The sequence below is a fragment of the Streptomyces sp. cg35 genome, from assembly GCF_050410835.1.
GTDB lineage: Bacteria > Actinomycetota > Actinomycetes > Streptomycetales > Streptomycetaceae > Streptomyces.
In genome coordinates, this window is record NZ_CP191268.1 from 2,779,729 (window position 1) to 2,799,442 (window position 19,714).

General features: G+C 70.7%; 18 protein-coding genes. 6 read left to right on the forward strand and 12 right to left on the reverse strand.

Features of this window, described 5'->3' with window-relative positions:
- Positions 1-78 precede the first annotated feature (78 nt).
- The 11 genes from ACQUQD_RS12695 to ACQUQD_RS12745 all read right to left on the reverse strand — a co-directional run bounded on the left by ACQUQD_RS12695 (position 79) and on the right by ACQUQD_RS12745 (position 14,818).
- Positions 79-2,154, reverse strand: coding sequence for a phosphocholine-specific phospholipase C (locus ACQUQD_RS12695; protein WP_428952157.1), 2,076 nt, complete (start codon positions 2,152-2,154; stop codon positions 79-81).
- Positions 2,155-2,314: 160 nt separating this feature from the next.
- Positions 2,315-3,553 (reverse strand): SLC13 family permease, encoded by a 1,239-nt coding sequence (locus ACQUQD_RS12700; protein WP_428952158.1) that lies wholly within the window; start codon positions 3,551-3,553, stop codon positions 2,315-2,317.
- Between the two features lie 115 nt (positions 3,554-3,668).
- The gene (gene gatB, locus ACQUQD_RS12705) at positions 3,669-5,183 is read right to left on the reverse strand and encodes an Asp-tRNA(Asn)/Glu-tRNA(Gln) amidotransferase subunit GatB (protein WP_428952159.1); all 1,515 of its coding nucleotides are present in this window, start codon (positions 5,181-5,183) and stop codon (positions 3,669-3,671) included.
- Positions 5,184-5,199: 16 nt separating this feature from the next.
- A complete protein-coding gene (locus ACQUQD_RS12710; protein WP_266873138.1) occupies positions 5,200-5,433 on the reverse strand; it encodes a hypothetical protein in 234 nt (77 codons plus the stop codon).
- Positions 5,434-5,438: 5 nt separating this feature from the next.
- Entirely contained in the window at positions 5,439-6,932 is a 1,494-nt protein-coding gene (gene gatA, locus ACQUQD_RS12715; protein ID WP_428952160.1) for an Asp-tRNA(Asn)/Glu-tRNA(Gln) amidotransferase subunit GatA, read from the reverse strand.
- Between the two features lie 5 nt (positions 6,933-6,937).
- On the reverse strand, positions 6,938-7,234 hold the full coding sequence (gene gatC, locus ACQUQD_RS12720) for an Asp-tRNA(Asn)/Glu-tRNA(Gln) amidotransferase subunit GatC (protein ID WP_018531282.1): 297 nt from the start codon (positions 7,232-7,234) through the stop codon (positions 6,938-6,940).
- A gap of 279 nt (positions 7,235-7,513) precedes the next feature.
- Positions 7,514-9,997 carry a putative bifunctional diguanylate cyclase/phosphodiesterase gene (locus tag ACQUQD_RS12725; protein ID WP_428952161.1) on the reverse strand — a complete coding sequence of 828 codons (2,484 nt, stop codon included), beginning with the start codon at positions 9,995-9,997 and terminating at the stop codon, positions 7,514-7,516.
- 231 nt (positions 9,998-10,228) lie between these two features.
- Complete coding sequence (gene ligA, locus ACQUQD_RS12730) at positions 10,229-12,469, reverse strand: NAD-dependent DNA ligase LigA (RefSeq protein ID WP_428952162.1); 2,241 nt, start codon at positions 12,467-12,469, stop codon at positions 10,229-10,231.
- 32 nt (positions 12,470-12,501) lie between these two features.
- Positions 12,502-13,509 (reverse strand): methionine synthase, encoded by a 1,008-nt coding sequence (locus ACQUQD_RS12735; protein WP_428952163.1) that lies wholly within the window; start codon positions 13,507-13,509, stop codon positions 12,502-12,504.
- Between the two features lie 63 nt (positions 13,510-13,572).
- The gene (locus ACQUQD_RS12740; RefSeq protein WP_428952164.1) at positions 13,573-14,271 is read right to left on the reverse strand and encodes an SDR family oxidoreductase; all 699 of its coding nucleotides are present in this window, start codon (positions 14,269-14,271) and stop codon (positions 13,573-13,575) included.
- 7 nt (positions 14,272-14,278) lie between these two features.
- Entirely contained in the window at positions 14,279-14,818 is a 540-nt protein-coding gene (locus ACQUQD_RS12745) for a TIGR00730 family Rossman fold protein (protein WP_428952165.1), read from the reverse strand.
- Between the two features lie 154 nt (positions 14,819-14,972).
- Here ACQUQD_RS12745 and ACQUQD_RS12750 point away from each other — a divergent pair, with 154 nt between their 5' ends.
- The 5 genes from ACQUQD_RS12750 (at position 14,973) to ACQUQD_RS12770 (ending at position 17,687) form a co-directional block, all read left to right on the forward strand.
- Entirely contained in the window at positions 14,973-15,299 is a 327-nt protein-coding gene (locus ACQUQD_RS12750) for a DUF427 domain-containing protein (protein WP_428952166.1), read from the forward strand.
- A gap of 39 nt (positions 15,300-15,338) precedes the next feature.
- Complete coding sequence (locus ACQUQD_RS12755; RefSeq protein ID WP_428952167.1) at positions 15,339-15,713, forward strand: hypothetical protein; 375 nt, start codon at positions 15,339-15,341, stop codon at positions 15,711-15,713.
- Between the two features lie 196 nt (positions 15,714-15,909).
- Positions 15,910-16,263: a hypothetical protein gene (locus ACQUQD_RS12760; RefSeq protein ID WP_428952168.1), complete on the forward strand. Its 354-nt coding sequence runs from the start codon at positions 15,910-15,912 to the stop codon at positions 16,261-16,263.
- A complete protein-coding gene (locus tag ACQUQD_RS12765) occupies positions 16,260-17,378 on the forward strand; it encodes a hypothetical protein (protein WP_428952169.1) in 1,119 nt (372 codons plus the stop codon). Before ACQUQD_RS12760 ends, ACQUQD_RS12765 begins: the two co-directional genes overlap by 4 nt.
- A 30-nt stretch (positions 17,379-17,408) precedes the next feature.
- A complete protein-coding gene (locus tag ACQUQD_RS12770) occupies positions 17,409-17,687 on the forward strand; it encodes a hypothetical protein (RefSeq protein WP_428952170.1) in 279 nt (92 codons plus the stop codon).
- 52 nt (positions 17,688-17,739) lie between these two features.
- Here the strand turns inward: ACQUQD_RS12770 and mnmA are convergent, their stop codons facing one another.
- Positions 17,740-18,876, reverse strand: coding sequence for a tRNA 2-thiouridine(34) synthase MnmA (gene mnmA / locus ACQUQD_RS12775; RefSeq protein WP_428952171.1), 1,137 nt, complete (start codon positions 18,874-18,876; stop codon positions 17,740-17,742).
- 85 nt (positions 18,877-18,961) lie between these two features.
- Between mnmA and ACQUQD_RS12780 the strand changes: the two genes are divergently transcribed.
- A complete protein-coding gene (locus ACQUQD_RS12780; protein WP_428952172.1) occupies positions 18,962-19,648 on the forward strand; it encodes an N-acetylmuramoyl-L-alanine amidase in 687 nt (228 codons plus the stop codon).
- Positions 19,649-19,714: the final 66 nt, after the last annotated feature.

Consider the following 19,714-nt stretch of genomic DNA (forward strand, 5'->3'; position numbering starts at 1 on the left):
CAGCCACTCTTACAGGCAGAAGTGATCCTTTGTCGCTTTCGTGGGTTTACTCACATGGGCCGGCGCGGGGTGTACCGATCAGCCGGACACGCTCGTCCGGCCGTTCTCGATGTGCCCCGCGAGACGCCGTTCGAAGTCGCCGCCGGAGCTGACCTCGACGTCGTACCAGCCGTGCGTCCGCTCCGTCTCGTGCACCACGGTGACGGTCCGGCCGGGCCGGACGGCAACCGTCCGCTTTCCTACGGTGAACGTCCGCGCCGTCTCCCCCGTGCCACGCAGCCGAATACGCAGGGCACGTGCGCGGGCGTCCACGGTGGTCGTGACGTCGGCCCCGAAGTCCGTACGTCCCCGGAACTCGCGCCGGAATCCGTTGGGGCCGGTCACCACGAAGTCGTAGGCGCCGTCGCGGACGGGCACGGTCACGGTCGCGTCCCGTACGACGTCGAAGTGCTGGGGCAGCGCGAACTCCCCCGCGTAGGGGTAGAGCGTGAAGTGGGCGCTGGAGCGGCCGGTGTTGGCGAGGTTCAGCGTCAGCTTCCCGTCGTGCACGCGCACGTGGGCGTCGGGCTGGTACGGCAGGGCGCGGGCCGGGCGGGTGCCGGGCTCCTGCTCGGGCATCGACTGCTTCAGGGGCGGCTGCGGGGCCCAGCGTCCGCTGAACTCCGGGATGGCGCCGGGCTGTTCGGCCTCGGGCTGCCGGTGGCCGTGCCGGAAGTCGAAGGCGCCGGTCAGATCGCCGGTGACCTGGCGGCGCCAGGCGCCGATGTTCGGTTCGCGCACGCCGGTCCACTGTTCCAGGAACCGGATCACGGAGGTGTGGTCGAAGACCTCCGAGCACACGTACCCGCCCACGGTCCACGGCGAGACGACGAGCATCGGCACCCGCACGCCGAGCCCGGTGGGCAGGCCCTGCCACCGCTCCTCGGTGACGTCGGGTCCGGGGACGGGCGGCGGCACGTGGTCGAAGAAGCCGTCGTTCTCGTCGTAGTTGATGAACACGGCGGTCTTCTTCCACACCTCCGGGTGCGAGGCGAGCGCGTCGAGCACCTTGTAGACGATGGTCGCGCTGTGGATCGGCGAGGAGACCGAGGGGTGCTCGGAGTCGACGGCGGACGGCACGAGGTAGGAGACGCGCGACAGCTTCCCGGCGGCGACGTCCGCGGCGAAGGTCTCCGCGAGCTTCCCGGTCGGCACGCGCCGCAGCGCCCGCTCGAACAGGGAGCGCTCGCTCTTGCTCAGCGTCGCGACGCCCTTGTCCAGCGTGGCGAGCAGTGCGGCGCGCTCGGCGTCGTCCTTCGCGTCGCGCACCTTGGCGTAGAAGGCCTCCATGTACGTGAGGCCGGTGCCGGCCAGCACCTTGCGCGCGATGGCCTTGAAGGTGGTGAAGAACTCGATCTGGTTGTCGGTGAAGTTCTCCCACTCGGTGTACGTCCGCCAGCTCACGCCCGCCTTCTCCAGGCGCTCGGCGTACGTGCCCCAGTCGTACCCGGGGTGGGTGCCCTCGTCGTAGGCGTCGTTGCCGACGGCCCGGTTCCCGTTCGCCTCGAAGCCGGTCTTCCCGCTCCACAGGTGGTTGCGGTTGGGGCTGGTCGAGGAGTGGATGGAGGAGTGGTACGCGTCGCAGACGGTGAAGGTGTCGGCGAGTTCGTAGTGGAGCGGGATGTCCTCGCGCGTGTAGTACGCCATCGTGGCCGCGGTCTTCGCGGTGATCCACCCGTCGTGCCAGCCGTCGTGCCAGGCCTTGGCGCCGCCGGACCAGGAGTGGTCGAGGGCGCCGATGTACTGGAGGTCCTTCTTCTGCGTCGCGGCCGCTTCTCGTACGGGGAACGGCAGGACGGTACGCAGCACACCCGGCTGCTCGAAGACGCTTCTGCCGCTCGGGAGCCGGATCGCGTTGCGGTCGCCGAAGCCGCGCACGCCGCGCAGGGTGCCGAAGTAGTGGTCGAAGGACCGGTTCTCCTGCATCAGGATCACGACGTGCTCGATCGCGTCGAGCCCGCCGCGGGGCGGTGCGCCCGTCTCGGCCTGGGCGGCGAGGGCCTGCTGCAGCGAGGGCGGCAGGAAGGATCCGGCGGCTGCGGCGCCGAGCGCTCCCCCGCCGATGGCCACGAGGCGTCTGCGGGACAACTCCGGGGACTCCGAGGACGGTGACACGGGACCTCCGCGTGTAATGGTCTGCAACTGACCCATTGACTGGTTCGGCGGGGACGGTAGCGACGCCAGATGTCCCTGGGAAGTACGCGAACCAGCCGAAACGTAAACGTCCAAGCATCCAGGACAAAGGTCCAACCGCGAGGGCGCGCTCCGGTGGGTGCTAGCCGAGCAGCGCCAGTCCGGCCCACAGGGCCGCCGTCGAGGCGATCAGCGTCGCGGGCACCGTGAGCAGGCCGAGCCGGGTGAAGTCGCCGAGGTCGGGCTCCGTGCCGTGGGCGTGCACGATGCGCCGCCACAGCAGGGTCGCCAGGGATCCCACGTACGTGAGGTTCGGGCCGAGGTTGACGCCGATGAGCGCGGCGAGCACCGGGCCGGGGCCCGCGGGGCCGACCACGGGCAGCAGGGCCAGGATCGCGGGCAGGTTGTTGATGAGGTTGGCGAGCAGCGCGGCCACGCCGGTGATCGCGAGCAGGGTGAGCAGGGACGAGCCGTCGGGCAGGAGGTGCGCGATGCCGTCGCCGAGCCCGTTGTCGACGACCGCCTTGACCACGATGCCGAGGGCGAGGACGAAGAGGCAGAAGGGCAGGTTGGCGGCCTTGAGGAGTTCGCCGGGGGTGCTGCGGCGCTGCCCGAGCGACCGGGCCCCGAGCACGGCCGCGCCCGCGAGCGCCGCCCACAGCGGCTCGATCCCCGCGAACGACGTGACGACGAACCCGGCCAGCGTCAGCGCCAGCACCACGAGGGTGAACACCGGGACGCCGGGCGGCTCCTCGGGGTCGGGGTCGTGTGCGGGCGCCGCGAGATCGTCGGCGAAGTACCACCGGAACACCGCGTACTCGACGCCGATCGCGACCAGCCACGGCAGGGCCATCAGCCCCGCGAACCGGCTGAACGTCAGGCCGCTCGCCGCGAACGCCAGCAGGTTCGTGAGGTTGGAGACGGGCAGCAGCAGGGACGCCGAGTTGGCGAGGTGGGCGCTCGCGTAGACGTGCGGGCGCGGGCGGGCGCCGATGCGGGCCGCGGTGGCGAAGACGACCGGGGTGAGCAGGACGACGGTGGCGTCCAGGCTGAGCACGGCGGTCACGCCCGCGGCGACCGCGAAGACCCCGCCGAGCATCCGCTTCGGACTGCCGTGACAGGCCCGCGCGACGGCGTCACCGGCCGCCTTGAACAGCCCTTCGTCGGCGCAGAGTTGCGCGAGGAGCAGGATCGCGGCGAGGAACCCGACGACCGGGAGGAGGTCCTTGGTCTCGGCCCAGGCGTGGTCGGGCGTGACCAGCCCCAGGGCGACGGCGACACCGGCGGCGGGCACGGCGGCCACGGCCTCGGGCCAGTTACGGGGACGGACGACCGCGAAGGCGAGGACGACGGCGAGAAGGGCGAGGGAGACGAGCAGCACGGACGAGCCCCGCCTTTCGGACGGGAGGCAGCGGGGTCCGGGGCGGAGCCCCGTGACGTGGACACAAGCGGGCGGCGGCGCACCGGAGAACCGGTGCGCCGCCGCCCGGAACGGCTCAGCCTTCGCTGACGCCCAGCTTCTCCAGGATCAGCTCCTTGACGCGCGCCGCGTCGGCCTGACCCCGGGTCGCCTTCATCACGGCGCCCACGAGGGCACCGGCGGCCGCGACCTTGCCGGACTGGATCTTGGCGACGATCCCGGCGTTGCCGGCGATGGCCTCGTCCACGGCCGCGGACAGCGCGCCCTCGTCCGAGACGACCTTCAGGCCGCGCTTGTCGACGACCTCGTCCGGCGTGCCCTCGCCCTTCAGGACACCGTCGATGACCTGGCGGGCCAGCTTGTCGTTGAGGTCGCCCTTGGCGACCAGCTCGGACACGCGGGCCACGTACTCGGGCGTGATGGGCAGTTCGCCGAGTTCGACGCCCTGCTCGTTGGCGTTGCGCGCCAGCTCGCCCATCCACCACTTGCGGGCGGAGGCCGAGTCGGCACCGGCGTTGATCGTGGCGACGATCGGGCCGATGGCGCCGGCGTTGCGGATCGACTGCATGTCGTGGGACGTGATGCCCCACTCCTCGATCAGCCGGTTGCGCTGCGCGAGCGGCAGCTCCGGGAGCTCGGCGCGCAGCGCCTCGACCCATTCGCGGGACGGGGCGACGGGCACCAGGTCGGGCTCCGGGAAGTACCGGTAGTCCTCGGCGTTGTCCTTGATGCGGCCCGACGTGGTGGAGCCGTCCTCCTCGTGGAAGTGACGGGTCTCCTGCACGATGGTGCCGCCGGAGTTCAGGACGGCCGCGTGCCGCTGGATCTCGAAACGCGCGGCGCGCTCGACGGAACGCAGGGAGTTCACGTTCTTCGTCTCGGAGCGCGTGCCGAACTCCTTGGTCCCGTTGGGACGCAGGGAGAGGTTCACGTCGCAGCGCATCTGGCCCTTGTCCATGCGGGCCTCGGAGACGTCGAGCGCCTTGATGACCTCGCGCAGCTCGGCGACGTACGCCTTGGCGACCTCGGGGGCCCGCTCGCCCGCGCCCTCGATCGGCTTGGTGACGATCTCGATGAGCGGGATGCCGGCGCGGTTGTAGTCGAGCAGCGAGTGCGAGGCGCCCTGGATGCGGCCGGTGGCACCGCCGACGTGCGTCGACTTGCCGGTGTCCTCCTCCATGTGGGCGCGCTCGATCTCCACGCGGAAGACCTCGCCGTCCTCCAGCTGTACGTCGAGGTAGCCGTTGAAGGCGATGGGCTCGTCGTACTGGGAGGTCTGGAAGTTCTTCGGCATGTCCGGATAGAAGTAGTTCTTCCGGGCGAAGCGGCACCACTCGGCGATCTCGCAGTTCAGCGCGAGACCGATCTTGATGGCGGACTCGACGCCGATCTCGTTCACGACCGGCAGCGCGCCGGGCAGGCCGAGACAGGTCGGGCAGGTCTGGCTGTTGGCGTCCTGCTTCAGCTCGGTGGAGCAGCCGCAGAACATCTTCGTCTTGGTGCCGAGTTCGACATGGACCTCGAGGCCCATGACGGGGTCGTACGTCGCGAGGGCTTCCTCGTACGACACCAGGTCAGTCGTGGCAGTCACGGTGAAACTTTCCCTCTCAGCCCAGCAGGACGTCGTCGTCGCCCAGGCGCTTGAGCTCCCGGTAGAGGATCGCCAGGCCGGTAGCGATGGCGGCGGCGGACACGGCGGCGTCGATCAGCCGCAGGGTGTCGTTGTCGTTGCGGGCCATCTTCGCCTGCTTCGCGACGCTGATCGCGCCGAAGGCGGTGCTGGCCAGCGAGACGTAGACGCCGGTCTTGGACTTCTTGAAGTTCTTGGCCTTCTTTGCCATGGCACTCACAGCGACGGAGCCTCCTCAAGCAGCGGGTGGCCCCACTTTTCCACGAAGGCGGCCTCGACGGCGGCGCCCACCTTGTACAGGCGGTCGTCCTTCATGGCGGGGGCGATGATCTGCAGGCCGACCGGCAGCCCGTCCTCCGGAGCCAGGCCGCAGGGCAGCGACATGGCGGAGTTGCCGGCCAGGTTGGTCGGGATGGTGCACAGGTCCGCGAGGTACATCGCCATCGGGTCGTCGGCGCGCTCGCCGATCGGGAAGGCGGTGGTCGGCGTCGTCGGCGAGACGATGACGTCCACGCTCTCGAAGGCGGCCTCGAACTCGCGGGTGATGAGCGTGCGGACCTTCTGGGCGCTGCCGTAGTACGCGTCGTAGTAGCCGGAGCTCAGCGCGTACGTGCCCAGGATGATGCGGCGCTTGACCTCGTCGCCGAAGCCGGCCTCACGGGTGAGGGCGGTGACGTCCTCGGCGGAGTGCGTGCCGTCGTCGCCGACCCGCAGGCCGTAGCGCATGGCGTCGAACCGGGCGAGGTTCGAGGAGCACTCGGACGGCGCGATCAGGTAGTACGCCGACAGGGCCAGGTCGAAGGTCGGGCAGTCCAGCTCGACGATCTCGGCGCCCAGCGACTTGAGCAGCTCGACGGACTCGTCGAAGCGCTGCACGACGCCGGCCTGGTAGCCCTCGCCGCGGAACTGCTTGACGACGCCGACGCGCATGCCCTGCACGCTGCCGTTGCGGGCGGCCTCGACGACCGGCGGGACCGGGGCGTCGATGGACGTCGAGTCGAGCGGGTCGTGCCCGGCGATGACCTCGTGCAGCAGCGCGGCGTCGAGGACGGTGCGGGCGCACGGGCCGCCCTGGTCCAGGGAGGACGAGAACGCGACCATGCCGTACCGCGAGACGCCGCCGTACGTGGGCTTGACGCCGACGGTGCCGGTGACGGCGGCGGGCTGGCGGATCGAGCCGCCGGTGTCCGTGCCGATGGCGAGCGGGGCCTCGTAGGCGGCGAGCGCGGCGGACGAGCCGCCGCCGGAGCCGCCGGGGATGCGGGTGAGGTCCCACGGGTTGCCGGTCGGGCCGTACGCGCTGTTCTCCGTCGACGACCCCATGGCGAACTCGTCCATGTTGGTCTTGCCGAGGATGACGACGTCGGCGGCCTTCAGCTTCTTCGTCACCGTCGCGTCGTACGGCGGGATCCAGCCCTCGAGGATCTTGGAGCCGACCGTGGTCGGAACGCCCTCGGTGGTGAAGATGTCCTTCAGCGCGAGCGGAACGCCGGCCAGCGGGCCGAGCTTCTCGCCCTTGGCGCGCTTCTCGTCGACGGCGCGGGCCTGCGCGAGGGCGCCCTCACGGTCGACGTGCAGGAAGGCGTGCACCTTCTCGTCGACGGCCTCGATCCGGGCCAGGTGGGCCTCGGTGACCTCGACGGCCGTGAGCTCGCCGGAAGCGATCTTCGCGGCGGTCTCGGCGGCGGTGAGCTTGATGATGTCCGTCATGGTGATTAGTCCTCCCCCAGGATCTGCGGCACCTTGAAACGCTGCTGCTCCTGGGCCGGGGCGCCGGAGAGCGCCTGCTCGGGGGTGAGCGACGGACGGACCTCGTCCGCGCGCATGACGTTCGTCAGCGGCAGCGGGTGGGAGGTCGGCGGTACGTCTTGGTCGGCGACCTCGCTGACGCGGGCGACCGCGCCGATGATGTCGTCGAGCTGGCCGGCGAAGTGGTCGAGCTCTTCGGGCTTCAGCTCCAGACGCGCCAGCCGGGCGAGGTGGGCGACCTCCTCGCGCGTGATGCCAGGCATGCAGCGATCCTCTGGGGTGAGAGTGTGTGGTTTGAGCCCAATCCTATGGGGCCCGACACCGTGCCCGGTAAACGGTTTGTTCCCGGCGCCGACTCAGCGCCTTTTGTCCGGTTCGGCACCGCGCCTCGCGGCGACGGCACCCATCGCATTCAGCCGGCGCACACCGGCGCACAGGGGACCGGCGACCGGCGCTCCTGGTCGCCGGCTTCGGGGCCCACGCGAACGGCTCGGCCCGAGGCGTACGCCGTTCACGTGACGGTCTCCCCTGCGCGGGCGCCCTCAGCCCAGCGGATGAGGGTCGTCGCCCTTGGCCGCCGGGAGCGCCGCGGGCGTCCGCTGCCAGCCGCGGGAGCCACGGGCGCGCAGCCAGGCCGTCGTCTCGTCCGGCGGCATCGCGGCGGCGACGAGCCAGCCCTGCACCGCGTCGCAGCCGAGGTCCCGCAGCCGCTCCCACGTCTCGTCGTCCTCGACGCCCTCGGCGACGACCAGCAGGCCGAGCGAATGGGCCAGGTCGACGGTGCAGCGCACGATCTCCGCGTCCTCGTTGTCCACGGCGAGCCGGGCCACGAACGAGCGGTCGATCTTCAGCTCGCTCACCGGGAGCCGTCGCAGGTGCACGAGGGACGAGTAGCCGGTGCCGAAGTCGTCCAGGGACATCTTTACGCCGTGGCCGGTCAGCCCGGCGAGGGTGTCCGCGGCCCGCTGCGGGTCCTCCAGGAGCACGTGTTCCGTTATCTCCAGCTGGAGCGATCCGGCCGGGACCCCGTGCCGGGCGAGCCGCGCCGCGACCGCGCCCGCGAACCCGGGCGTGTGCACGTCTCTGGGCGACACGTTCACCGCGACCGGCACGTGCAGCCCCTGGGCACGCCAGCGCGCCACCTGGGCCAGCGCCGTCTCCAGGACGTACTCGGTCAGGTGCGGCATCAGCCCGGAGGACTCGGCGATGGCGATGAACTCGTCCGGAGGAACCTTCCCTCGCTCGGGATGCACCCACCGTACGAGCGCTTCGAGGCCGGCCACCTGTCCGTCGAACCGCACCTTCGGCTGGTAGTGCAGTTCCACGTCCCCGGCGTCGAGCGCGCGCCGCAGATCGCCCAACAGGCCCAGCCGGTCGGGGGTGTTGGAGTCCCGCTTCGACTCGTACACCTCCACGCCGGTGCGGTCCCGCTTGGCCTGGTACATCGCGACGTCGGCGCGCCGCAGCAGCCCTTCGGCGTCGAGCGCGTGGTCGGGGAAGACGGCGAGCCCGGCGCTGGCCTCCAGGACCAGCGTCAGCCCGTCCAGGTCCAGCGGTGAGCCGAGCGCGGCGACGAGGTTCCGGGCGACGCGTGACGCGGACGTCGTGGAGTCGGCGACGGGGAGGAGCACGGCGAACTCGTCGCCGCCGAGGCGCGCGGCCTCCGCCCCGCGCGGCAGTGCGGCTCTCAGCCGATCCGCGATCTGCAGCAGGAGCCGGTCACCGGCGAGGTGCCCCAGCGTGTCGTTCACCGACCGGAAGCGGTCGAGGTCGATCAGCATGAGCGCGCTGCGCGCCCCGATCCGCTCGGCGTCGTCGAGCGCGGTCCAGGTGCGCTCCAACAGCCATTGCCGGTTGGGCAGTCCGGTGAGCGGGTCGCGCAACTGCTCCTCGGCGCGGGCCCGCGCGATCCACAGCGTCGAGTCGAGCGCGATCAGCGGGATCGCGAACAGCGGCAGCAGTACGGGCAGGGCGATCGCCACGACGCAGACCAGCGGGGCGATGCCGAGCAGCGCGACTCCGACCAGGCCCTGCCGCACCAGCGCGGTGCGCGCGACCGTCGGCAGGCCGGAGGGGCGCGGCGCGTGGACGTACCAGAGCAGACCACGGGTGACCAGCAGATACGCGGCCGCGACGAGCACGACCTCGGGCACCGCGTAGAAGTTCCAGGTCTCCGGTTCCCACGGGGCCTCGACGGACGGTACGCGGCCGAACGCGGCCAGCACGAGGGCGCCGGCGCCGATCCCGAGGATGTCGATCGCCCCGTGCAGTACGCCCTGGCGCCAGCGGTGCCGGCGGGCGATGCCGACGAGCACGACGACGGTGAGGCTGACCATCCCGGCGGGCACCCAGCCGTACAGCAGCAGCACGGCGAGGGTGAGGGCGGCGCCGGATGCGGTGCCGCCCCACCAGCGGTCGCGGCCGAGCGCGACGAGATGGCCGACGATGATGCCGGTCAGGACGGCGAGCGACCAGCCGACGGTGCCGGACGGGAAGAGGGCGTGGTCGCCGGTGAACGCCCGGTAGAACCCGGCGCCGAGGACGACCGCGGCGAGGGTGACGATCGCGCCGGGCAGCAGCGGCAGCGCGGCGGCCCGGGAGGTGCTGTCGGCCTGTCCGGTGTGCTGGTTGTGGGCCGGCGTCGCCGCGCCGACGTGACCGCCCCCGGGCGATGCCGTGCCGGTGGCCGTCACGCCGAGCGGGGCCGGTCCGCCCGTGGTCCGTGCTCCGGTCGAGCGACGCTCGCCGCCGGGCGCGACCGCGCCGCCGGGGCCGGTCGCCGGGGTGTGAGGGCCCCGGGCCCCGCCCGTACGGTCGAGGGCCGTCCGGATCCGGTCTCCGCGCGGTCCGAGGAGTCCCCGTCCCGCCTCGCGCCACCAATTGCGCCAGTTCACCACACCACCGCGCTCGTTCTCCCCGCGACCGCTCTCGCCGCCGTCGCCCCCGTCGTCATGAGTCGTCCCGCGCCGCGCACGTCGTCGCGGGCGCAGCCGTGAGTCCGCAGCGGCGCTCTCGGTCGGTTCCATTCCCGTCCCTCTCACAGCCGGCGGTGCCCACGTCCACTGCCCGCTCCTCCGGCTCCGGAGAGCCGGGGGATTTGCCCCATCCGCAGCAGGACTCGGCAGGCGCACACCCTCAACAGTAGGCCGCAGAAGGCTTCCACGGGCACCAGACGGATGCGCCCGAGCGCGGTTGCCCGAATGCGACCCGGCCACCCGTATGCATCTGGTATGCGCCGAACGGGTGGCCTTCAACCGCTACTCCGGGGTCGGTTCTTCAGCAGGAAGTGCCACTTCGGCGGCCGCTTCCGGGCCTTGGTCGAGGAGCACGGCGAACCCGTCCTCGTCCAGAACCGGAACCTTCACCTGCATGGCCTTGTCGTACTTGGACCCAGGGTTCTCCCCGACGACCACGAAGGACGTCTTCTTGGAAACGGAACCGGTGACCTTGGCCCCTCTGGTCTGCAGGGCCTCCTTGGCACCATCGCGCGTGTGGCGCTGCAGCGTTCCGGTGACGACGACGGTGAGTCCTTCGAGGGGCCGCGGCCCCTCGTCCTCGCCCCCGCCCTCTTCCTCCATGCGCACGCCGGCCTCGCGCCACTTGCGCAGGATCTCGCGGTGCCAGTCCTCGGCGAACCACTGCTTCACGGACGCGGCGATGATCCCGCCGACGCCGTCCGTCGCGGCGAGCTCCTCCTCGGTGGCCTGGTCGATGCGGTCGATGGAGCGGAACTCGCGGGCGAGCGCCTCGGCGGCGACGGGGCCGACGTGCCGGATGGAGAGGCCGTTGATGATGCGGGCGAGCGGGCGGTCCTTGGCCGCCGCGATGTGCTCCAGCATCGAGACGGCGTTCTTCTTCGGCTCGCCCTTCTGGTTGGCGAAGACCGTGACGACCTTGTCCTCGCCGGTCTTCGGGTCGCGCTTGGGCAGACCGCTGTCGGGGTCGAGGACGTACGCCTTGATGGGCAGCAGCTGCTCGATGACGAGGTCGAAGAGGTCGCCCTCGTCGGTGAGCGGCGGTTCGGCGGGCTCCAGCGGCGCGGTGAGCGCGGCGGCGGCGACCGCCCCGAAGTTCTCGATGTCCAGGCACTGACGGCCACCGAGGTAGAAGAGACGCTCGCGCAACTGGGCGGGGCACGTGCGGGCGTTGGGACACCGCAGGTCGATGTCGCCTTCCTTCATGGCCCGCAGCGGTGTGCCGCACTCGGGGCACTCGGCGGGCATCACGAACTCCCGCTCGCTGCCGTCGCGCAGGTCGGCGACGGGCCCGAGGATCTCGGGGATCACGTCACCGGCCTTGCGGATGACGACGGTGTCGCCGATCAGGACGCCCTTCTTCTTGACGACCTCCTGGTTGTGCAGCGTCGCGAACTCGACCTCGGAGCCCGCCACCGTCACCGGCTCCACCTGCGCGTACGGTGTGACACGGCCGGTACGGCCCACGCCCACGCGGATGTTGACCAGCTTGGTGTTGACCTCTTCGGGCGGGAACTTCCAGGCGATGGCCCAGCGCGGGGCGCGCGCGGTGGAGCCGAGGCGGCCCTGGAGCGGGATCTCGTCGAGCTTGATGACCGCGCCGTCGATCTCGTGCTCCACGGAGTGCCGGTTCTCTCCGTAGTACGCGATGAACTTCCGTACGCCGTCGAGGTCGTCGACCACCTTGTTGTGCTGGGCGGTGGGCAGGCCCCACTCGCGCAGCAGGTCGTACGCCTGCGACAGGCGGTCGATGTCGAAGCCCTCGCGGGCGCCGATGCCGTGGACGACCATGTGCAGCGGGCGGGTGGCGGTGACGCGCGGATCCTTCTGGCGCAGCGAACCCGCCGCCGCGTTACGGGGATTGGCGAAGGGCTTGTCGCCGGCTTCGACGAGCCGTGCGTTGAGCGCCTCGAACTCCTCCATCGGGAAGTAGACCTCGCCGCGGATCTCGACGAGGGCGGGGATACGGTCGCCCTTGAGGCGGTCGGGGATCTCCGCGATGGTGCGCACGTTCGGCGTGATGTCCTCGCCGACGCGGCCGTCGCCGCGCGTGGCCGCGCGCGTCAGTCGTCCGTCCTCGTAGGTGAGGTTGACCGCGAGGCCGTCGACCTTGAGCTCGCACAGGAAGTGGTAGCCGGGAGCGCCGACGTCCTTGGCGACGCGCTCGGCCCAGGCCGCCAGTTCGAGGTCGTCGAAGGCGTTGTCGAGGGAGAGCATGCGCTCGCGGTGCTCTACGGACGTGAACTCCGTCTGGTAGGCCCCCGCGACCTTCTGGGTCGGCGAGTCCGGGGTGCGCAGCTCCGGGTACTTCTCCTCCAGCGCCTCCAGGGCGCGCAGCAGCTTGTCGAAGTCGGCGTCGGAGACGACCGGCGCGTCGTTCACGTAGTAGCGGAAGCGGTGTTCTTCGATCTGCTCGGCCAGCCGGCCGTGCTCGTCCCGCGTCTCGGCGGGCACGGCGCTCTGCTGTGCGACCTGGTCGATCTTCTCGGCCTGTCCGGCCTGCTCAGCCTTTCCGGCAGCCACCGTCTCGTCCTCCCGTTGCCTTCGGTCCCCGGTCACTCAGGGTTGTCCGCGAGTGATCTCGCCGCCCGGGCGCAGTGGGCGAGTGCCGCGCGGGCGTACGCGGGTGAGGCACCCGCGAGACCGCACGACGGGGTGACCACGACCGACTCCGCGAGCGACCCCGGATTCAGCCCCAGCCTGCGCCACAGCGTCCTGACACCCATGACGCTACCGGCAGGGTCCGACAATGGGCCGTCCACGCCGGGCACGACACCGGCGAAGAGCTTGGTACCTGCCTCGACGGCCTCGCCGATCGTCTCGTCGTCACGCTCGGTGAGCAGGGAGAAGTCGAACGAGATCGCGTCGGCTCCGGCCCGGCGCAGCAGGGCGAACGGCACGTCGGGGGCGCAGGAGTGCACGACGACGGGCCCGTCCTCATGGACCCCGAGGACGTCCCGCAGCGCGCTCTCGACGAGCTGGCGGTCGACGGCGCGGTGCGTGCGGTACTCGCTGGCGGTCTTGATCTGTCCGCGCAGGACGGCGATGAGGGAGGGCTCGTCGAGCTGGAGGACGATCCGGGCGCCGGGGATGCGGCGCCGGACGTCGGCGAGGTGGGCGCGCAGGCCTTCGGCGAGCGATCCGGCGAGGTCACGGCAGGCGCCGGGGTCGGAGAGCGCGGCCTCGCCGTTCCGCAGCTCCAGTGCGGCGGCGAGGGTCCACGGCCCGACGGCCTGCACCTTGAGCGGGCCTTCGTACCCCTGCGTGAACTCCTCGAGCGCGTCGAGGTCCTCGCCGAGCCACGACCTGGCGCGCTTGGTGTCGCGGCCCGGGCGGTCGCCGATGCGCCAGCCGCTGGGCTCCACGCGCGCGTACAGGTCCACCAGCAGCCCGGCGGTCCGGCCGATCATGTCGGCGCCGGGACCGCGTGCGGGCAGCTCGGCGAGGAAGGGGAAGTCCTCGAAGGACCCGGTGACGGTCTTGGCCGCCTCCCGGGCGTCACCGCCGGGCATCGAGCCGACGCCTGTGGCCGGCCCCCACCTGAAGTCGCTCTTTTCACTCACTCAGGAAGGGTACGTAACGCCTCCGGCGGGCGGTGTCCCGGTCCGGGAACGATGCGGGGCCGGTCAGCGGCCCGGGCGCACCGTCAGGTCGTTGACCTCCGCGTCGCGGGGCAGGTCGAGGGCCATGACGATCGTCGTGGCGATGGACTCGGGGTCGATCCAGCGCGACGGGTCGTACTCCTTGCCCTCCTGCTGGTGCACCTTGGCCTGCATGGCGCTGGCGGTCCGCCCGGGGTAGACGGACGTGACGCGCACCCCGTTGCCGTGCTCCTCCTGGCGCAGGGAGTCCGCGAGGGCCTTGAGGCCGTGCTTGGAGGCGGCGTAGGCGGACCAGTCGGCGTGGGCGTTGAGCCCCGCGCCGGAGTTCACGAAGATCACGTGGCCCTGGGCGACGCGGAGTTGCGGCAGGAAGTGGCGGGTCAGCTCGGCCGGCGCGACGAGGTTGACGTTGAGCTGGTGGCGCCATGCCTTGGGGGTGAGCTCGCCGACCGGGCCGAGGTCGACGACGCCGGCGATGTGCAGCAGCGAGTCGATGCGGTCCGGCAGGGTCTGGTGCGAGAACGCCCAGGACAGCTTGTCGGGGTCGGAGAGGTCGCCGACGAGGGTCCGGGCGCCGGGGAACTCGGCGGCGAGCTCCTTGGCGCGGCCCGCATCGCGCGCGTGGAGGAAGACTTCGTCCCCGCGCGCGTGGAGACGGCGGGCGACGGCGGCGCCGATGCCGGAACCGGCACCGGTGATCACATGTGTAGCCATGCCCGCCATGCTCGCACTACTCGATGCCCTGCGACTCCTCCAGGTAGGCGAGGGCACCGACCGGCTCCTCGGCGAAGAACACCAGGTCTGTGAGGGGGATCGGCAGGAAGCCCTCGTCCTCCATGCGCCGGAACTGCTGCTTGAGGCCGTCGTAGAAGCCGGCCGAGTTGAGCAGCACGATCGGCTTGTCGGTCTTGCCGTGCTTCTTGAGCTCGAGGATCTCGGTGGCCTCGTCGAGCGTCCCGGTACCGCCCACCATGATCACGACGGCGTCGGCCTTCTCCAGGAGCAGCGCCTTGCGCTCGGCGAGGTCCTTGGCGATGACCATCTCGTCGGCGTTCTGCCGCGCCTTCGCGGCGAGGAAGTCCACGGAGACCCCCACGAGCCGCCCGCCGGCCTCCTGCACGCCGTCCGCGACGACCTTCATCAGCCCGCTCTCCGACCCGCCCCACACGAGCGTGTGCCCGGCCTTGCCGAGCAGCTCGGCGAACTCGCGGGCGGGGCGGGTGTAGCGGTCGTCGAGGTCGGCGGCGGAGAGGAAGACACAGATGTTCATGGGGTCCACGGTACGACCCGGCCGACGGAGTCATCCGTCGGGAGTACCGGTCCGCGACGGGTCGGCAAAGGACTGGCCGAAGGAACGGTCATGGTCGAGGGAAGGGAATGGTCAGGCCGGGAAGAACCCCGCGGCGAGAGGCGCTGAACCAGGTATGACTCAAGGACACACGATCACGATCGAGCAGGGTTCGCAGCGGGTGCGTGTGGTGCGGGACGGGCAGGTGCTGGCCGAGAGCGCGCGGCCGCTCCTGCTGCGGGAGACGGGGTGTCCCGTGCGCTACTACCTCCCGCCGGAGGACGTCCGCACGGAGTTCCTCGCGCCGTCGGACACCACTACGTACTGCCCCTTCAAGGGAACGGCCTCCTACTGGTCGCTTCCGGACGCCGCCGACCTGGTCTGGTCGTATCCGGAGCCGAAGTCCGAAGTGAGTGCGATCAAGGACCACTTGTGCTTCTACGAGGTCGAGGTGGTGGGATGAGGGGCGTACGGGTCGCTAGGTAGGAGCGGGGCGGGTGGCGTGACGCACGGGTACGAGTACGGGCAACAGGGTGGAGCGGCGGGCGGGTTCGGGCCGCCGCCACCGACGTTCGACCCGACGCCGCCCGCTCCCCCGGCCGGGCCCGAGTTCGTGGCCGCGGACGAGTACAACGGGCTGGTGATCGACTCCGAGGGCGTCCACTTCGAGCAGGGCCCGCACAGCGTCGAGCTGCCCTGGGAGGCCGTGCGCACGGTGCAGTTCCAGCCGTTGGACGCGGGGCTGTCCGTGACCGCGGTGACGCTGGAGGGGCACCTCTACGTATGCCGGGTGCGGGCTCGGCGCCGGTCACAGGTACCGACGTGGTGCACCGATCTGGCCGGGGTGCTCCATCACTATCTTCAGGGGCGGGGTTGATCCGCCCCGCCGATTCACCTCCCCCTGCCGGGAGTTGACGCCTCGCCCGATCGGATGAGCCGCGCACCCCGGCCCGGTCAAGGGCCCCTTGGGACCCCGCCGCGACCTGCGGCGATCCTGCTCTCCCGGTGTGCGTTTCGCAGCGTTCGGCATCGCTAATGTGCCGCTTCCTGCGATAACGCACCGAGGAGTTCTGGTGACCACCGAGAAAACGCAACGGCTCGACGGAGCCGCGCACATGGACCTGACCGACGATCCGGTCCAGCAACGCCTCTTACGTAAGGCCATGGAGGTGTTCCGACAGGGCGACGCCGGGCCCGTTCTGAAAGAGATGGCTCAGGAGGTGCTGGCAGGGCGGGTGGGGCTGCGTGAGGCCACCCGGATCTCCGCCTACGCGGAGGCGCTCATCGAAGGGGGGCAGGAGTTCCGCCAGAGCTGGAATGTGATGCCGGACAGGGAACGAGACGCGCTGGCGCGGAGCGGCGACTGGCAACTGACGGCGGAACGGGCCCTCATGAGGGCGGAACGCACGGGGCTGAGGCCAGCATGACGCTGGCGGTGAAGTCGGAGGACCTGGTCGGCTATGCGGGGCTGGTGCACAGGGCTGGTGGGGACTGTGGGAGTGCCCGCGCCTACCTCGATCGCACCACCGGTATCGACTCCTCGTTCGTCGGGGACCTCTGGAACTGGGCCCTTGGTGATCACACACAGCGGGTGCGTGACGCCCGCGACGTCCTGAGCCGCTTCGACACGGTCCTCGGCGCCTCGGTGGGCGAGCTGAAGAAGACCGCCGTCTGGTACGACTCGGTCGACCTGGAGCAGGCACGCAAGATCGATGCGACCTATCCGGCTGCGAAGCCCTCCGCCGTCCTCAGGGTCCGCCCGAGCGGCGGTGCGTCGTTCCGGGACGTTCGTGACGCCGTCAGCCGCCTCAAACCGCCCGGCGGCGCGGACGGCTGGCTCCAGGGGCACCTGGCGGAACTCCAGTTCGCGCCCGCCAACAAAGTTGCGGGAAGTCTGCTCGACTTCGGCAGTGTGTCCGCCTTGGCGAACGAAGGCCTCAAGTTGGCTTTCGGCTGGGACGTCCTCGGGCTCATCGCCAACTGGCTCGCGGGCGACTGGCAGAGCTACGCCGATTGTGCCGACGCATGGGACTGTCTCGGGAACGCGTGCGCGGACATGGCCGCGAACATCCGCCACGGAAATTCCGTGCTCGGCATCACGTGGCACGGAAACGCCGCGGACGCCGCATGGAAGTACTTCGACAACTCGGCGAGAAAACTCGAATCGGCGTGCGAGGCCTTCCATGACCTTCGGGACCGATACCACAACGTGGCCACGCTCGTCTTTTCGTTCGCCGAAACTGTGAAAGGAGGCGTTGCGGAACTCTGCGACTGGGGAATTCAGGTCGCCATCTCAGCCGCCGCCTCCACCGCGATGGCAGCCTCTGGTGTCGGCATCGCCGGCTCCTTCGTCGGCGCGGCCTATGCGGCCGAGCGCTTGACTGCAATGGTCAAGCGGTATCGGGAACTCACGGAGCAGTACGACCGGCTCATGGCCGCGGTCAATGTGACTTTCGCCGGCGCCGGTGGGATGTGTGCTCTCGTCGGAGAAATGCGGAAGTTCCCCGTAGTGGGCAAGAGTTACGACAACGCACTGGTGTAGCACATCCATCAGTTCCAGCAGGAAGATCGCATGAACCTCGAAAAGAAACTGGCCGACGAGACGCGAGAAAACCGTGACCGGCGGTTCACCGCCGTCAGCGTGCTTTTATTCGCCGCGCTGACGACATTTGGAACCGTGACGAACGCACTGGACGGCACGCTCGCACTGCCGATGATCGGCGTGAACTCGGTGCTGCTCTACGGCGTGTATCTGGCGTTTCAGGGATGGCGACAAAAAGAAACACGGCTCTCCTGCGCCGCCATGCTGGTGCTGCCCGGAATGTTGTTCGCCGCTCACCTCATGAGGTAGGCGTCGGATCCGGATCCGGGCCGTCATCGACGGAACAGCCGCCCTGCCGGACCTACGCCACCGCCGCAGCCCGAGTGGTCGTCGCAATGGTCGCCGACCCCACAACCCGCGTCCCGTCATAAAGAACGATCGCCTGGCCCGGGGCCACCCCCCGGGCTGGCTCGCTGAAGGACACCTGCAGGGTGTCGTCGATCAGTTCTGCCGATACCTGGGTCTCCCCGCCGTGCGCGCGCAGCTGCGCCGTGTACGTGCCGGGGCCGGAGGGCGCCGCGCCGCACCAGCGGGGCTTGATCGCGGTGAGGGCGGTGACGTCGAGGGCGGCCGCGGGGCCGACCGTCACCGTGTTGTCCACCGGGGAGATGTCCAGGACGTAGCGGGGCTTGCCGTCGGGCGCCGGGGTGCCGATGCGCAGGCCCTTGCGCTGGCCGATGGTGTAGCCGAAGGCACCTTCGTGCGTGCCCAGCTTGGTGCCGGACTCGTCGACGATGTCGCCCTCCGCCTTGCCGAGCCGGGAGGCCAGGAAGCCCTGGGTGTCGCCGTCGGCGATGAAGCAGATGTCGTGGGAGTCGGGCTTCTTGGCGACGGCCAGTCCGCGGCGCTCCGCCTCCGCCCGGATCTCCTCCTTGGTCGTGACCGTGTCGCCCAGCGGGAACATCGCATGGGCGAGCTGGCGGTCGTCCAGGACGCCGAGGACGTAGGACTGGTCCTTGGCCATGTCGGAGGCGCGGTGGAGTTCGCGGTCGCCGTCCTCGTTCACCACGACCTGGGCGTAGTGGCCCGTGCAGACCGCGTCGAAGCCGAGGGCCAGCGCCTTGTCGAGGAGCGCGGCGAACTTGATCTTCTCGTTGCAGCGCAGGCACGGGTTCGGGGTGCGCCCGGCCTCGTACTCGGCGATGAAGTCCTCGACCACGTCCTCGCGGAAGCGGTCGGCGAGGTCCCAGACGTAGAACGGGATGCCGATGACGTCGGCCGCGCGGCGCGCGTCGCGGGAGTCCTCGATGGTGCAACAGCCGCGGGCCCCGGTGCGGAAGGACTGCGGGTTCGCCGAGAGGGCGAGGTGTACGCCCGTCACGTCGTGGCCCGCTTCGGCGGCGCGGGCCGCCGCGACGGCGGAGTCGACGCCGCCCGACATGGCGGCGAGCACGCGGAGGGGGCGGTCGGCGGGGAGCATCGAGGTCTGCGAAGTCATAGCCCTAACAGGGTACGGGGCCGCGGGAACCGAATCCGTCGGATATCCGTTGTGGATCTCGTACGGGGACGACGGGGGGTGTCGTATGGGGAAGCAGGGAGCCACGGCGGGCGGCCGGGACCGGGACCGAGTGGTCAGCCGGCGGAGCCTGATCATCGCCGGTGCGGCGTCGGCCGTGGGCGTGGGCCTGCTCGCGCGCAGCGATCTCGCGCACATGTGGTGGCAGGTGCCGGGGGTCGACAAGCCCCGCAAGGCCGGCGCGGTGGACTTCGGCGGCGCGGAGTGGGTGGCGGCGGCCGCGGCGAACTGGCGGCGGGCGGACCGGCCCGCCGACTACCCCGTCGACCGGGTCGTCATCCATGTCACGCAGGGCAGCTATCAGGGGACGCTGAAGGTCTTCAAGGACCCGTGGCACGGCGCGGCCGCGCACTATGTGGTGCGCAAGGACGGACACATAGCGCAGATGATCCGGGAGCTGGACGTCGCGTTCCACGCGGGGAACCGGGACTACAACCAGCGCAGTGTCGGCATCGAGCACGAGGGGTTCGTCGACCGTCCGGCGGATTTCACTCAGGCCATGTACGCGTCCTCGGCCCGGCTGACCGCGGCGATATGCAGACGCTACGGGTTCCCGGCGGACCGGAAGCACATCATCGGGCATGTGGAGGTGCCGGGCACCGACCACACCGATCCCGGGCCGCACTGGGACTGGGACCGGTACATGCGACTGGTGCGGGCGGCGTACGAGCGGGCCGGCAAGGCCACGGCCTGAGCCCCGCCCCGCCACGTCAGCCCCCGCCACTTCAGCCCCAGCCACGGCAGCCCGGCTGCGTCGGCC